The organism is Brevibacillus brevis NBRC 100599, from assembly GCF_000010165.1.
GTDB lineage: Bacteria > Bacillota > Bacilli > Brevibacillales > Brevibacillaceae > Brevibacillus > Brevibacillus brevis_D.
The window spans coordinates 5,783,331-5,796,575 of sequence record NC_012491.1 but is presented as its reverse complement, the minus strand read 5'-3'; the positions used below and the strand labels follow the sequence as shown (position 1 = coordinate 5,796,575).

Here is a 13,245-nt window from a genome sequence, read left to right as displayed (position 1 = left end):
AAAGTGCCCCTACCCCATTTCTTTACGGGATAGGACTCACTTTTGTTTTTCTTTTTTTTTGGAGCCGTCTTCATTCGATTTTTATAACAACTTAAGGGTGAGGGAAAGAGGGGACGTAACGATGACGAAGTATATTTTTGTGACAGGCGGGGTTGTATCCTCGTTGGGAAAAGGAATTACAGCGGCTTCTCTGGGCCGACTCTTAAAAAATAGGGGTCTGAAGGTAACCATCCAGAAGTGTGACCCATACATCAACGTTGACCCGGGAACGATGAGTCCGTATCAACACGGAGAAGTTTTCGTAACAGACGATGGTGCGGAAACAGACCTGGACTTGGGCCACTATGAGCGCTTTATCGATATCAACCTGAGCGCTAACTCCAATATGACGACTGGTAGAATTTATTCGACTGTCATCGCCAAAGAACGCCGTGGCGACTATTTGGGAGGAACCGTTCAAGTTATTCCACACATCACGAACGAAATCAAAGATCGCATTTTCCGTGCAGGTCGCGAAACCGGGGCAGATGTAGTGATTACCGAGATCGGTGGAACTGTTGGGGATATCGAGAGCTTGCCATTCCTTGAATCCATCCGCCAGATCAAAAGTGACATCGGTCGTGAAAACGTCATGTACATTCACGTAACCCTGGTACCATACATCAAGGCAGCAGGTGAAATGAAAACCAAGCCTACGCAACACAGCGTGAAAGAACTGCGCAGCTTGGGTATTCAACCAAATGTGATCGTGACACGTACCGAGCAACCAATGACGCAAGAAATGAAAGACAAACTGGCTCTGTTCTGTGATATCGATAAAAACGCGGTAGTGGAATGTGTAGATGCTGATAGCCTTTACGATGTACCACTGCAATTGCAAGCACAGGGATTGGACGATTACGTATGCCGCCACTTGGGTCTGACTTGCCAGGATGCGGATATGACAGAGTGGAAATCGCTCGTAACGAAAATCAAAAACCTGTCCAAAACGACTACCATTGCAATCGTTGGTAAATATGTAGAACTGCATGATGCTTACTTGTCCGTAGCAGAAGCGCTGTACCATGGTGGCTATGCGAACGACTCCAAAGTAGAAATCAAATGGGTGCACGCGGAAGAAGTTACGCCAGAGAATGTAGGCGAACTGCTCGGTGATGTAAATGGTATCCTCGTACCAGGCGGCTTTGGCGATCGTGGTATCGAAGGTAAAATCATCGCTACGCGCTATGCTCGTGAAAATAAAGTACCATTCCTCGGAATTTGCCTGGGTATGCAAATCGCTGTGATCGAGTTCGCTCGCCACGTAGCGGGTATGGATGGCGCAAACAGCTCCGAGATCAACCCGAATACAGCGTATCCGGTGATTGACCTCTTGCCAGAGCAAAAAGATATCGAGGACAAGGGCGGTACCATGCGTCTGGGTCTCGGTCCAACCAAAGTGGAAGAAGGCACGCTGACTGAGGCTGCATACGGAAGCACCTTGGTTTATGAACGTCATCGTCATCGCTATGAAGTGAACAACGAATATCGTGATCAATTGGCGCAAATGGGCTTGCGTTTTGCGGGTACAACGCCAGATGGTCGTCTGGTTGAAATCGTGGAAGTTCCAGAACATCCATGGTATGTAGCGACACAGTTCCATCCAGAGTTCACATCCCGTCCGAACCGTCCGCAGCCACTGTTCCGTGACTTCGTGAAGGCTTCCCTGAACAAATAACATAGGTCGATAAATAGAAAGACGCACCCGCGATGTATGGTCGCAGGTGCGTCTTGTGTTTTTAAAAGCAGATCAATGGAACAAGGGAGATAGCCAAGCAACCCAGTAGGCCGCAGGAATGAGCAGGAATTGAGCCAAAATCGTTCCGATAAAACGTGAGATCATCAGCCACAGGTACATGTCGCGAATCGATTCCTGCGTGGTTTTCCCTTGCATCGCTTTTTCTGTCAAAAGGGCGATTTGCGGGTCTACCAGAATCGTCATGAAAATCGTGGCAAAACCGTTGATTAATCCGGAAGACATTAGAACGGTTGCTTTGTAATCAGGGGCTAGCAATGTCGCGTACAACACAGACAGTACGCTGCTTGTGTAGATCGCTGTCCCCAATGCATTTAATAACAGCAATCGTTTGGGAACGCCTTTGATTCGAAAGCGTGAGATGGCTTGCCAGCTAGGAATCCGGACATGATGGTGGACGCGTCGGATAGTTTCTACCGTAACTGCCGTCCGAATCATTTGCGGAATCGAGCCCGCTGTCTCCAAGTGCGAGATCATTCGTTTCGATATTTGGACAAAAGTGGGAAACAGTACGATAGCTGCTAAGGTTCCGAGCGAGGACGCTGCAATAATCACGTGCAAATACATGCTAGGATCAAAGTGTTGGATTGCAGCTTGGTCCATAAATCCCCCAGTGAATGGTCCTTGAATCAGGTTGGAAGTACGGGAGAGGAGCAATACAATCCCGACCAGAGACAACGCTACAGCGATCCTGCCCGTTTGTACCCCTGCAAAACGGATTCCGAAGGTAAGTGTCTCTGTCGTATGGATAATAAAAGTTAACAAGCAAATCAGCCACAGAGCATCCATAGTGAGTATCTGGCTCCTTGTGTGTAGGGGAAATTGGTTTTTCCCATTATACTCGAAAAGAAGCCTATAGGAAATTTTAAGTTGACGTTCAGCAAAAAACGTGAAGGAGTTTCCTGATTTTAGGCGAACCCATAATAATTAAGAAAACGCATTCGTCAGGGGGGAATCAGAATGTTCGACAAACAAGATAAAAAGGTACTGGTTGTGGATGACCAGTATGGGATTCGCATTTTACTGTATGAGGTGCTGGGAAAAGAAGGGTACAAGACCTTTCAGGCAGCAAACGGGAAAATGGCATTGGAAATCGTGGAAAAAGAATCACCAGATTTGGTTATCCTCGACATGAAGATCCCTGGGATGGATGGTATTGAGATCTTGAAACACATCAAGAAGATCAATCAAGAAATCAAAGTCATCATGATGACAGCTTACGGAGAGCTGGACATGATCAAAGAAGCAACACAACTGGGAGCATTGACTCATTTTACAAAGCCGTTTGATATTGATGAACTACGAATGGCAGTACATCAGCAATTAGCTTGTTAGGAACAGACTGCAAAGGTCAGGGTACAAGCGTCCCTGTTAACAAATGCTTGTCTGTGGTATAATAAGCCACATGACTGAAGTCTGCTAGAGGAGGATTTACAAAATGCCACTGGTACCTATGACCGCTTTTACCGAAGACGTCAAAAAGCATAAATACGCCGTCGGACAATTTAACCTGAACAATCTGGAGTTTACTCAAGCGATTACGGAAGCTGCGATGGAAGAAAAATCGCCTGTGATCTTTGGTGTTTCTGAGGGTGCATTGAAATACATGGGGATCGATTATACAGTAGCGATTGCAAGAGTGGCTGCTGAACGCGCAGGAGTTCCTGTTGCTTTGCATCTTGACCATGGTAGCAATTTCGACATGGTTATGAAGTGCATTCGTGCAGGGTTCTCTTCTGTTATGTTCGATGGTTCCCATCATTCGTTTGAAGATAACCTTCGCCTGACCAAACAGGTTGTAGAGGCTGCTCACGCTGTTGGCGTATCGGTAGAAGGTGAACTCGGTACCATCGGCGGAGTGGAAGACGACTTGTCTGTTGACGAGGAAGATGCCACTCTGGCAAATCCTGAGGAAGCAATCCGCTTCTGGGAAGAAACAAAAGTAGACTACGTAGCGATTGCTGTAGGTACAGCACACGGTATGTACAAAGGGGTTCCAAAAATCCGCTACGACATTATCGAAAAAGTAGCGAGCAACATTGGAGCGCCGATCGTTCTTCATGGTGGTTCCGGCGTACCAGACGAAGCGATTATCGAATCCATTCGTTTGGGCGTAGGAAAAATCAATGTAAATACAGAAAGCCAAGTCGCATGCACGGAAACAGTTCGCAAAGTGCTGGCTGCCAAGCCGAATGAGATCGACCCACGCAAATACCTAGGCCCTGCTCGCGATGCGATCAAGGAAGTAGTCAAAGGAAAAATGCGCTTGTTCGGAAGCAGCAACCGCGCGTAACTGGGAGGATAATCATGCGTTTTTTGATTGATACAGCAAACGTTGAAGAAATCCGCGAAATTCACGAATGGGGAGTTCTAGCGGGCGTAACGACAAATCCGTCTCTGGTTGCCAAAGAAGGACGCGATTTTGTAGAAACCCTGAAAGAAATTCTCGATATTGTTGACGGTCCGATCAGTGCCGAAGTCATCAGTACAGATGCAAAAGGCATGATCGAAGAGGGAGAGAAGCTCGCTGCTCTCTCGAAAAACATCGTCATCAAGCTGCCAATGACCGCAGAAGGTTTGAAGGCAACCAAGTATTTTGCCAAACGCAAAATCAGAACAAACGTAACATTGGTGTTCTCCGCGAACCAGGCACTTTTGGCTGCGCGCGCAGGTGCGAGCTTCGTGTCTCCGTTCTTGGGACGCTTGGATGATATTGGTCAAGATGGTATGCAATTGATCGAAGATATTGCAGAAATCTTTTCCGTTCACGGTATCGATACCGAAATCATTGCGGCATCTGTGCGCCACCCTGTTCACGTAACGGAGGCAGCCCGCCGTGGTTCTCATTTCGCTACCATTCCAGCGAAAGTTTTCAAACAACTCATTGCCCATCCACTGACAGACAGTGGCTTGGAGAAATTCCTAGCTGACTGGGCAAGCATGCAAAAATAAGGACACGTGTTGAAAGTCCAAGCACCTTTTCCATTGGGGAAGGTGCTTCTTTCCCGATTACGCCTGAGGAGAGCAAAGCATGGATAAGCTGATCATCAACGGTGGAAAACCGCTCGCGGGGACGGTGACCATCAGCGGAGCAAAAAACAGCGCAGTCGCACTCATACCAGCAGCGTTGCTGGCAGATGGACCCGTTGTTATTGAGAATCTCCCCCGTATTCAGGATGTAGGTATTTATCACGAGCTCTTGCAGGAAATGGGAGCTGACGTGCTGTTCGAAGAAGACTGGATGGAAGTAGACGGACGCAGTATGAGGCTCATGCTCATGCCAAATGGTCGCATCAAAAAGCTTCGTGCCTCGTACTATTTGTGGGGAGCCTTGCTCGCCAAGTTCGGCGAAGCCCAGGTTGGCTTGCCAGGTGGCTGTGATTTGGGCCCGCGTCCAGTAGATTTGCATATCAAAGGCTTTGAAGCGATGGGCGCCGAAGTGGAGAACAAAAACGGCGTCATGACTATCCGTGCTCAAAATGGACGTTTGCAGGGTGCAAGAATTTATCTCGATCTGGTCAGTGTGGGTGCGACCATTAACATCATGCTGGCTGCTGCCAAAGCAGACGGTGTGACCATTATTGAAAACGCTGCCCGTGAGCCTGAGATCGTCGATGTCGCAACCTTGCTCAACAATATGGGAGCAAACATCAAAGGTGCCGGAACGGACATGATCCGCATTCAAGGCGTAGAACGTTTGCGCGGATGCCGTCATACGATTATCCCTGATCGGATCGAAGCGGGGACGTACATGATTGCGGCAGCGGCTACGAACGGCAATGTGTTGGTGGAGAATGTTATTCCGAAACATTTGGAGTCTGTAACGGCCAAGCTACGCGAAATCGGTGCGCAAGTGGTAGAGCAGGATGACAGTATTCAAGTCATCGGACATGATTCTTATCGATCAATCGATGTGAAAACGAGTCCGTATCCGGGTTTTCCAACGGATCTCCAGCAGCCGATCACGACCTTGCTGACTCTTGCCAAAGGCTCAAGCATCGTGACGGACAATATTTACAGCTCGCGTTTTCGACATGTAGATGAACTGCGCCGCATGGGAGCTTCCTTGAAGATTGAAGGAAGATCCGCTGTCATCGAAGGCGGCAGCAAACTGAATGGTGCCAAGGTGATAGCTTCAGATTTGCGTGCGGGAGCAGCTTTGTTCATTGCCGGCTTGGCAACGAACGGCACGACAGAATTAGAAGGACTCGAACATATAGATCGTGGCTACGAAAACTTGGTGGGCAAGCTGCAAGCCTTGGGAGCCGATATTACTCGGGTAGGCCTGCAGAGCATGGAAAACCACCAGCGTTAACCAATCACCAGGAGAGGAGTCTTCCAGAATGGAACGCAGTTTAACACTTGAACTGGTACGTGTGACTGAAGCTGCTGCTTTGGCTTCTGCCAGTTGGATGGGTCTCGGAAAAAAAGATGAGGCTGACGATGCGGCAACGACCGCAATGCGCAATGAATTTATGAAAGTGCCGATGGATGGCGTCGTAGTAATTGGTGAGGGCGAAATGGACGAAGCGCCAATGCTGTACATCGGTGAACGTCTGGGCCAGGGAGTGGCTCCGGCAGTCGATGTGGCTGTAGACCCTTTGGAGGGAACAAATATCCTCGCAAAAGGTACGTGGGGAGCGATTTCGGTCATTGCAATCGCAGACCGGGGAAATTTGTTGCATGCTCCAGACATGTATATGGAGAAAATGGCAGTAGGGCCTAAAGCAGTCGGCAAGGTCGATATCAACGCACCGATTCGCGATAACCTGAAGGCGGTAGCGCAGGCACAAGGGAAAGATATCAGCGATTTGGTTGCTATTGTACTTGACCGTGATCGTCATTCTAAGGTGATCCACGAAATTCGTGAGGCAGGTGCGCGTATTCGACTCATCTCTGACGGAGACGTAGCCGCTGCGATCAATACCGCTTTCCCTGATACAGGTGTAGACATTTTGTTCGGTTCTGGAGGAGCTCCTGAAGGTGTTCTGGCTGCAGTTGCCTTGAAATGTCTCGGGGGAGAAATTCAGGGCAAGCTCCTGCCACAAAATGAAGATGAGATTAAACGCTGTGTCAAAATGGGATTGACGAATCCTCATCAAGTACTGTTCATGGATGATTTGGTAAAAGGTGATGACGCCATTTTTGCAGCGACAGGTGTAACGGATGGTGAATTGCTCAAAGGGGTTCGCTTCCAGGGAACTCGTGCGACAACCAATTCCGTTGTTATGCGTGCGAAAACCGGAACGGTACGTTTCATTGAAGGGAACCACCGCTTAGAACGCAACGGTTTGTAAGAAAATCATTTTTGCATGTATTAGTTGAGCTAGGTTTTTTCAAGAGTAAATAAAGAGTGGTGGATGTATGTTACTTTCTGAACTAGAAGAAAAGAAGCTGACCGACCTCTATAAGCTGGCTAAGGAATACCATATTCCGTACTACTCCCAGCTGAAGAAGAAGGAATTGATTTTCGCGATTCTTCGGGCAAGAGCGGAGCGGGATGGTCTTATGTTTATGGAGGGGGTTCTCGAAATATTGCCGGAGGGATACGGCTTCCTCCGCCCCATTAACTATCTACCCAGCTCAGAAGATATCTACATCTCCCAGTCGCAGATTCGCCGTTTTGATCTGCGGATGGGGGATGTGGTATCAGGAAAAGCAAGACCACCGAAGGAGAATGAACGTTATTTTGGACTCCTTCAAGTAGAGGCAGTGAACGGAGAAGACCCTGAGACAGCCGCAGAGCGTCTTCATTTCCCCGCATTGACACCGTTGTATCCTCAAACCAAGCTCGTACTGGAGACAGCCCCTGAACGTGTTTCCACTCGCCTGATGGATCTTCTCTCTCCTGTTGGACTGGGTCAGCGTGGATTGATTGTGGCTCCGCCAAAAGCGGGGAAAACCATGCTGATCAAAGAAATTGCCAACAGCATTACCGAAAGCCGCCCGGATATCCACTTGTTTGTCTTGCTCATTGATGAACGCCCGGAAGAGGTAACGGATATGCAGCGATCTGTCAAAGGAGAGGTAGTGGCCTCGACTTTTGACGAGTTGCCTGAGAATCACATCAAAGTTGCTGAGCTTGTCTTGGAGCGTGCAAAGCGATTGGTTGAGCACAAAAAAGACGTGGTGATCCTGCTGGATTCTATTACACGTCTCGCTCGTGCCTACAACTTGGTAATTCCTCCAAGTGGTCGAACGTTGTCCGGTGGTATTGATCCGGCAGCCTTCCATCGTCCGAAGCGCTTTTTTGGTTCAGCGCGCAATATTGAAGAAGGCGGCAGCTTGACCATTTTGGCGACTGCTTTGGTTGAGACCGGCTCCCGTATGGACGATGTGATTTACGAGGAGTTCAAAGGAACCGGAAACATGGAGCTTCATTTGGATCGCAAACTGGCGGAGCGCAGGATTTTCCCGGCGATCGATATCCGCCGTTCGGGTACGCGCCGCGAAGAGCTTCTGCTCACCAAAGAAGAGCTGGATAAGCTGTGGATGATCCGGAAAAACATGAATGAAACAAATGAGTTTGTAGACTCCTTTATTAAAAAGTTGGCAGATACAAAAACAAACGAAGAATTTTTGCAAACCCTAGAGTCTAAGCAACAAGGCAGAGGGAAAGCAGCTAGCACGACGGTGAGTTCATGATGACTCACCGTCATTTTTTTTGTGGTGTTGGCATACCGTTAGGAAGGGAGCTGGAAAAGAAGGAGGAGATGCTTCATGGAGTACGTGCAAGTTAGCGCTCCGGTGGAGTCACAGATGGAAGCGAAACAAGCGGTCGTGGAGCAAGCGCTATTTCAAGCGTTTAATCCCTATGCCAGTCTGGCTTCACCTGCACCAGCAACGAAAGGAAATTCAGTGGTGTACGCTGTTCGGCAAGGAGATACGCTATCCAGTATCGCCCAGCGCTACGGCCTTTCTTTGAAAAATCTGGTAGAAGCTAATAGCATTACGAATCCCCATCTGTTAAGCGTAGGCATGAAGCTAATCATCAAGCGTGATGAAGTCGGACATATGGTGAAACAGGGAGAAACGCTGGATTACATAGCAAGGCGGTACGGTGTGAGTCGGGAATCGTTAATCGAACGAAATCCGCTGCTAAAATGGCTGTCGGACAACCTGTATGTAGGACAGGTCGTGTATGTTCCTATCGCTAAAGGCAATCCGATGTTGGGCAATGATCCGGAGCAGAAGCGAAGTGCGGTTCAAGCAGCAAGTCGGCAAGTTATCACGAGGATTCGCGGCGGTCTAAGTTGGCCTGTCAGAGAAGCTACGATTACAAGTGGATTTGGAGCGCGTTGGGGAAAAACACATAAGGGTGTGGATTTGTGGAATGAACAGGAATCAAAGACCCCAATTTTGGCAGCGAGGGCAGGAGTTGTTGTGGAGGCTGGCGCCAATCGGTCAGGGTACGGGCGGATGATTGTGATAGATCACGGAGATGGTTTGCAAACCTTTTATGCGCATATGCGTCTACTGCTGGTGTCACCAGGTCAAACCGTAGAAGCGGGTGAGGTATTGGGATACATGGGGCAAACGGGGAACTCTACGGGCTACCATTTGCACTTTGAAGTACGACAGGATGATGTGCCAATCAATCCACTTCCCTATCTTGGCAGGTAACCCTATACAATTTACATTACTTTTTCAATGCGATACAATGGGCAAAGCAAAGAAGCGAGGCGATTTTCCCATGTATTTAGTTTACGCAGATGAAAAAGGTAATGTATACGACCACCCAGGTCTTTTTGCAGTGGCTCGTAACGGAGATATATTGACAGAAATTCTGGAAGAAGAACTGATCCCGCTCCCGGAAGGATCGACGTTGGTCAGTTTGCCGGACACCGAGCCGATCGGAATGGACCCTGACACAGGTGAAATGGTCAAGTTGGATGGTTGTACAGCAGTAGGTGCACTTGTGCCACAAGGAATTACAAGGCTCTTGCTGCCAGGCTACGTGAAAACGAACAAGGAAAGCAAGCTGCCTTTGTTTGGTTACTCCGCAGTCGTCTGGAAGGATAACCGTTTCTGGGTAACGGGACGTGCCAGTGACGATATTTACAAATGGGACCCATTGAACTTCCCGATGGATGAGCTGCGCCAGCGAGTGGCAAAGACGTTGGAGACGTTTCCGCAAAACCGCATTTTGAACCACTTGTCCCACTGTGCGTTGGAGTACGAATGCTTGACGGCCTCCAATAACTTTTTCAACCGCTGGGAAGGCAGCTTACCTGTTTCCTATACCTGTAACGCCGGTTGCTACGGCTGTATTTCCGAGCAACCAGATGACAGTGGATTCCCTTCTCCACAGACGCGGATGAACTTCAAGCCGACAGAGGACGAGCTGGTGGAAGTCATGCTGCACCACCTGAAGACACCGGAGAGCATCATCAGCTTCGGACAGGGCTGTGAGGGTGAGCCTTCTACGATGGCCTCCATCATTGTTCCTGCTATGCGTCGAGTAAGGGAAACGACAGATATGGGCTTTATCAACATCAATACGAATGCGGGCTTGACGGATCATATCAAGGGCATTGTCGATGCCGGACTTGATCTGATGCGCGTGAGTATTATCAGTGCGATTGACGAACACTATAATGCCTACTACCGCCCACGCAACTACACGTTGGAAAATGTAGCGCGTTCTGCTGAGTACGCTGCATCCAAAGGTGTGTATACGTCCATTAACTACTTGTGCTTCCCTGGCGTGTTTGACCGCGAAGAGGAAATGGAAGCAATGATCGAGTTCATCCGCAGAACAGGCATTAAGTTGATTCAGTTGCGAAATCTGAATATCGATCCAGAGAGCTACTTGGCGATGATTCCAAAAGCGCAAGGCGAAGTATTCGGCATGAAGCAAGCTATTGAAATTTATCAGCAGGAACTGCCAGATGTCGTGATCGGTTCGTTTACACATATTCCACCAGATCAACTCCAGCGTAGGAAAAACATGGCGTAATCGGTCAACCAGTTGCATTTCGACAGTGTTTCATGCTACTATCTGATATGTGTTTATATAACTCTGTTTCGGCAAACGATTCAGGGCGGAAAGAGGTGTAGAAGAGATGAAACAAGACATTCATCCTAAGTACAACGTAGTAACAGTTAGCTGCGCATGCGGTAACGAATTTGAATCCGGTTCCGTGAAACAAGCGTTGAAAGTGGAGATCTGCTCCAACTGCCATCCTTTCTTCACAGGAAAACAAAAATTCGTTGATGCAGGCGGCCGTGTAGACCGTTTCAAACGCAAATACAATCTGTAATAATCAGAATGTATGGGAGCAACCAGGTAGAGCAATCTGCCTGGTTTTGTCTTTTTCTGGCACTGATTTTTTCGGGAGGACAAACGATGACTGCCATAGTCTGGTTCCGTCGGGATCTGCGCTTGCACGACCATGCTGCTCTGCACGCAGCCATGCTCACAGGTGATCCGATTATTCCTGTTTATATAGTGGAGGATTCGCTTTGTCTTTCTGCGGCTGTAGGGGATAAGCGACTCCATGCGCATTTTTCCGCAATAGCTGCACTCGACGACGCTTTGGTTCAACTGGGAGGTCGTCTATTGATTCGCCGCGGTGAACCACAGCAAGTGCTCTGTCAATTAGCGCAAGAGACGGGTGCAGAAAAGCTGTTTTTCAATCGGGATTATACGCCAGACGCTCGCAAGCGAGACGAGCTCGTATCAGAAGTGTTGAGCAGGCACGGCGTGTTTGTCCATGCATGCAAGGATTTGGTTTTGCATGAGCCTGGGGAAATAATGACGAAGCAGCGAACGCCGTATGCGGTTTTTACCCCGTATCGCCGTGTTTGGCAGACGCTTCCCAAAGACCGGCCATTCCCTCAGCCGACAGAATGGATTCTATTTGATCGGTTGAAGGAGTTGCCGAGTGAGCCAGTTCCTACTGTGGAAGCGTTTGGACGAAACCGACCGATGGGCACCGAGTGGGAAATGGAGCAGTTCGGGGAGAGAGCCGCACGTAAACGATTGCAGCAATTTTTAGATAGAGACATTTATACGTACAAAGAAAAACGCGACATGCCAGGGGTGAATGCGACATCTCGGCTGTCTTTTGCCTTAAACGCTGGTACGCTGTCTATACGAACGGTGTATCATCGCGTACAGGAAGTGCTTGCTTCCGCGCGGGGTGAGCAGGTTACCTCAATTGAAGCTTTTCTTACAGAGCTCATTTGGAGAGAATTTTATCAGCAGGTGCTTTATTTCCATCCGCACACGACTAACCATGCCTACCTGCCACAATTTGAAGAGGTCGCTTGGGAAAACAAGAAGGATTTGTTTGTCCGTTGGTGTCAAGGGGAGACGGGCTATCCGATTGTGGATGCTGCTATGAAGCAGTTGAATGAGACAGGATGGATGCACAATCGGCTGCGGATGATTACTGCTTCTTTTTTGACAAAGGATTTGCTTGTGGATTGGCGTTGGGGAATGGCCTATTTTGCACAGCAGTTGATTGATTTCGATGAAGCGGCAAACATCGGGGGCTGGCAGTGGAGTGCTTCGACTGGTACCGATGCGCAACCGTATTTCCGGATTTTTAATCCTGTCACACAAGGGGAAAAGTTTGATCGAGATGGTGTTTTCGTCAAAAAATATCTTCCCGTACTGCGTGAAGTACCTCTACAATATATTCATAAACCATGGGACATGCCGGAGCATATCCAAGAGCAAGCAGGCTGCAAGATTGGCTTCGACTACCCGCTTCCTTGTGTGGACCATGCACAAAGAAGAAAGCTGGCCATGGCCTTGTTCCAGGAGGCAAAAGATCGCCATGCAAAGACTGAGTAACAACTTTTAGGCAAAGGGAGATAGAGACGTGGCACAACTATATTTTCGGTATGGAGCGATGAATGCTTCCAAATCCATTCAATTATTGACCGTTGCCCACAACTACGAGCAATCGGGGAAAAAAGTAGTAGTGTTTACTCCAGCAGTTGATGATCGCTATGGCGTGGGAAAAGTTGCTTCACGTGTGGGGATTAGCCGAGAAGCGATTCCGATTAGCGAAGAGACCGATTTGTACCAAATCGTAGAGGCAGAATCAGTCAAGCCGCATTGCGTGTTGGTTGACGAGGCTCAGTTCATCAGCCGCCATCATGTGGATCAGCTCGTCAGGATCGTGGACAAGCTGGGAATCCCCGTCATCGTCTATGGCTTGTTGAAAAACTTCAAGAATGAGCTCTTCCCTGGCAGCGCCGCCCTTTTGTGCGAGGCTGATAAAGTAGAAGAAATTAAAACAGTTTGTGTGTATTGCAATAAAAAGGCGACGCATATTCTCAAGTTCAAAAATGGACAGCCCGTCTACTCTGGGGAAACGATTGAAATTGCTGGGAATGATACATACAGCAGCGTCTGTCGCAAGCATTACTACACCCCTCCAGTTGTCGAATAAATAAAGAAAGCAAGCATAAGCCACCCCCTGTTTGTCCCGTGC

Annotated in this window: 13 protein-coding genes; 12 read left to right on the top strand and 1 reads right to left on the bottom strand. The window is 48.5% G+C overall.

All coding sequences use genetic code 11. The features are described from left to right. Positions 1 to 121: 121 nt before the first annotated feature. Complete coding sequence (locus tag BBR47_RS27460; RefSeq protein WP_015893660.1) at positions 122 to 1,717, top strand: CTP synthase; 1,596 nt, start codon at positions 122 to 124, stop codon at positions 1,715 to 1,717. A 72-nt stretch (positions 1,718 to 1,789) separates the two neighbouring features. Here the strand turns inward: BBR47_RS27460 and BBR47_RS27455 are convergent, their stop codons facing one another. Beyond that, the gene (locus tag BBR47_RS27455) at positions 1,790 to 2,584 is read right to left on the bottom strand and encodes a lipid II flippase Amj family protein (protein WP_015893659.1); all 795 of its coding nucleotides are present in this window, start codon (positions 2,582 to 2,584) and stop codon (positions 1,790 to 1,792) included. A 171-nt stretch (positions 2,585 to 2,755) separates the two neighbouring features. Here BBR47_RS27455 and BBR47_RS27450 point away from each other — a divergent pair, with 171 nt between their 5' ends. From BBR47_RS27450 to BBR47_RS27400, 11 genes are all read left to right on the top strand, one after another. Continuing rightward, positions 2,756 to 3,130, top strand: coding sequence for a response regulator (locus tag BBR47_RS27450; RefSeq protein ID WP_007725537.1), 375 nt, complete (start codon positions 2,756 to 2,758; stop codon positions 3,128 to 3,130). A gap of 103 nt (positions 3,131 to 3,233) precedes the next feature. Beyond that, complete coding sequence (gene fba / locus BBR47_RS27445; protein WP_015893658.1) at positions 3,234 to 4,088, top strand: class II fructose-1,6-bisphosphate aldolase; 855 nt, start codon at positions 3,234 to 3,236, stop codon at positions 4,086 to 4,088. 14 nt (positions 4,089 to 4,102) lie between these two features. Beyond that, a complete protein-coding gene (gene fsa / locus BBR47_RS27440) occupies positions 4,103 to 4,747 on the top strand; it encodes a fructose-6-phosphate aldolase (RefSeq protein WP_015893657.1) in 645 nt (214 codons plus the stop codon). 79 nt (positions 4,748 to 4,826) lie between these two features. Next, positions 4,827 to 6,110 (top strand): UDP-N-acetylglucosamine 1-carboxyvinyltransferase, encoded by a 1,284-nt coding sequence (locus BBR47_RS27435; RefSeq protein WP_015893656.1) that lies wholly within the window; start codon positions 4,827 to 4,829, stop codon positions 6,108 to 6,110. A gap of 28 nt (positions 6,111 to 6,138) precedes the next feature. After that, on the top strand, positions 6,139 to 7,092 hold the full coding sequence (glpX, locus tag BBR47_RS27430) for a class II fructose-bisphosphatase (protein ID WP_015893655.1): 954 nt from the start codon (positions 6,139 to 6,141) through the stop codon (positions 7,090 to 7,092). Positions 7,093 to 7,159: 67 nt separating this feature from the next. Beyond that, positions 7,160 to 8,440 carry a transcription termination factor Rho gene (gene rho / locus BBR47_RS27425; protein WP_015893654.1) on the top strand — a complete coding sequence of 427 codons (1,281 nt, stop codon included), beginning with the start codon at positions 7,160 to 7,162 and terminating at the stop codon, positions 8,438 to 8,440. A gap of 75 nt (positions 8,441 to 8,515) precedes the next feature. Then, complete coding sequence (locus BBR47_RS27420) at positions 8,516 to 9,418, top strand: M23 family metallopeptidase (protein WP_015893653.1); 903 nt, start codon at positions 8,516 to 8,518, stop codon at positions 9,416 to 9,418. A 70-nt stretch (positions 9,419 to 9,488) separates the two neighbouring features. Continuing rightward, positions 9,489 to 10,754, top strand: a complete 1,266-nt coding sequence (locus tag BBR47_RS27415; protein ID WP_026043394.1) for a radical SAM protein — start codon at positions 9,489 to 9,491, stop codon at positions 10,752 to 10,754. Positions 10,755 to 10,860: 106 nt separating this feature from the next. Continuing rightward, positions 10,861 to 11,058 carry a 50S ribosomal protein L31 gene (gene rpmE / locus BBR47_RS27410; RefSeq protein WP_015893651.1) on the top strand — a complete coding sequence of 66 codons (198 nt, stop codon included), beginning with the start codon at positions 10,861 to 10,863 and terminating at the stop codon, positions 11,056 to 11,058. Positions 11,059 to 11,144: 86 nt separating this feature from the next. Beyond that, positions 11,145 to 12,599 (top strand): cryptochrome/photolyase family protein, encoded by a 1,455-nt coding sequence (locus tag BBR47_RS27405; RefSeq protein WP_015893650.1) that lies wholly within the window; start codon positions 11,145 to 11,147, stop codon positions 12,597 to 12,599. 28 nt (positions 12,600 to 12,627) lie between these two features. Then, positions 12,628 to 13,203 carry a thymidine kinase gene (locus BBR47_RS27400; protein ID WP_015893649.1) on the top strand — a complete coding sequence of 192 codons (576 nt, stop codon included), beginning with the start codon at positions 12,628 to 12,630 and terminating at the stop codon, positions 13,201 to 13,203. Positions 13,204 to 13,245: the final 42 nt, after the last annotated feature.

Excerpts from the sequence above, each read along its gene's own strand:
- glpX (WP_015893655.1), top strand. The coding sequence starts at position 6,139 with ATGGAACGCAGTTTAACACTTGAACTGGTACGTGTGACTGAAGCTGCT.
- BBR47_RS27450 (WP_007725537.1), top strand. The coding sequence starts at position 2,756 with ATGTTCGACAAACAAGATAAAAAGGTACTGGTTGTGGATGACCAGTAT.
- BBR47_RS27460 (WP_015893660.1), top strand. The coding sequence starts at position 122 with ATGACGAAGTATATTTTTGTGACAGGCGGGGTTGTATCCTCGTTGGGA.
- BBR47_RS27435 (WP_015893656.1), top strand. The coding sequence starts at position 4,827 with ATGGATAAGCTGATCATCAACGGTGGAAAACCGCTCGCGGGGACGGTG.
- fba (WP_015893658.1), top strand. The coding sequence starts at position 3,234 with ATGCCACTGGTACCTATGACCGCTTTTACCGAAGACGTCAAAAAGCAT.
- BBR47_RS27415 (WP_026043394.1), top strand. The coding sequence starts at position 9,489 with ATGTATTTAGTTTACGCAGATGAAAAAGGTAATGTATACGACCACCCA.
- rho (WP_015893654.1), top strand. The coding sequence starts at position 7,160 with ATGTTACTTTCTGAACTAGAAGAAAAGAAGCTGACCGACCTCTATAAG.
- fsa (WP_015893657.1), top strand. The coding sequence starts at position 4,103 with ATGCGTTTTTTGATTGATACAGCAAACGTTGAAGAAATCCGCGAAATT.
- BBR47_RS27420 (WP_015893653.1), top strand. The coding sequence starts at position 8,516 with ATGGAGTACGTGCAAGTTAGCGCTCCGGTGGAGTCACAGATGGAAGCG.
- BBR47_RS27455 (WP_015893659.1), bottom strand. The coding sequence starts at position 2,584 with ATGGATGCTCTGTGGCTGATTTGCTTGTTAACTTTTATTATCCATACG.
- BBR47_RS27405 (WP_015893650.1), top strand. The coding sequence starts at position 11,145 with ATGACTGCCATAGTCTGGTTCCGTCGGGATCTGCGCTTGCACGACCAT.
- rpmE (WP_015893651.1), top strand. The coding sequence starts at position 10,861 with ATGAAACAAGACATTCATCCTAAGTACAACGTAGTAACAGTTAGCTGC.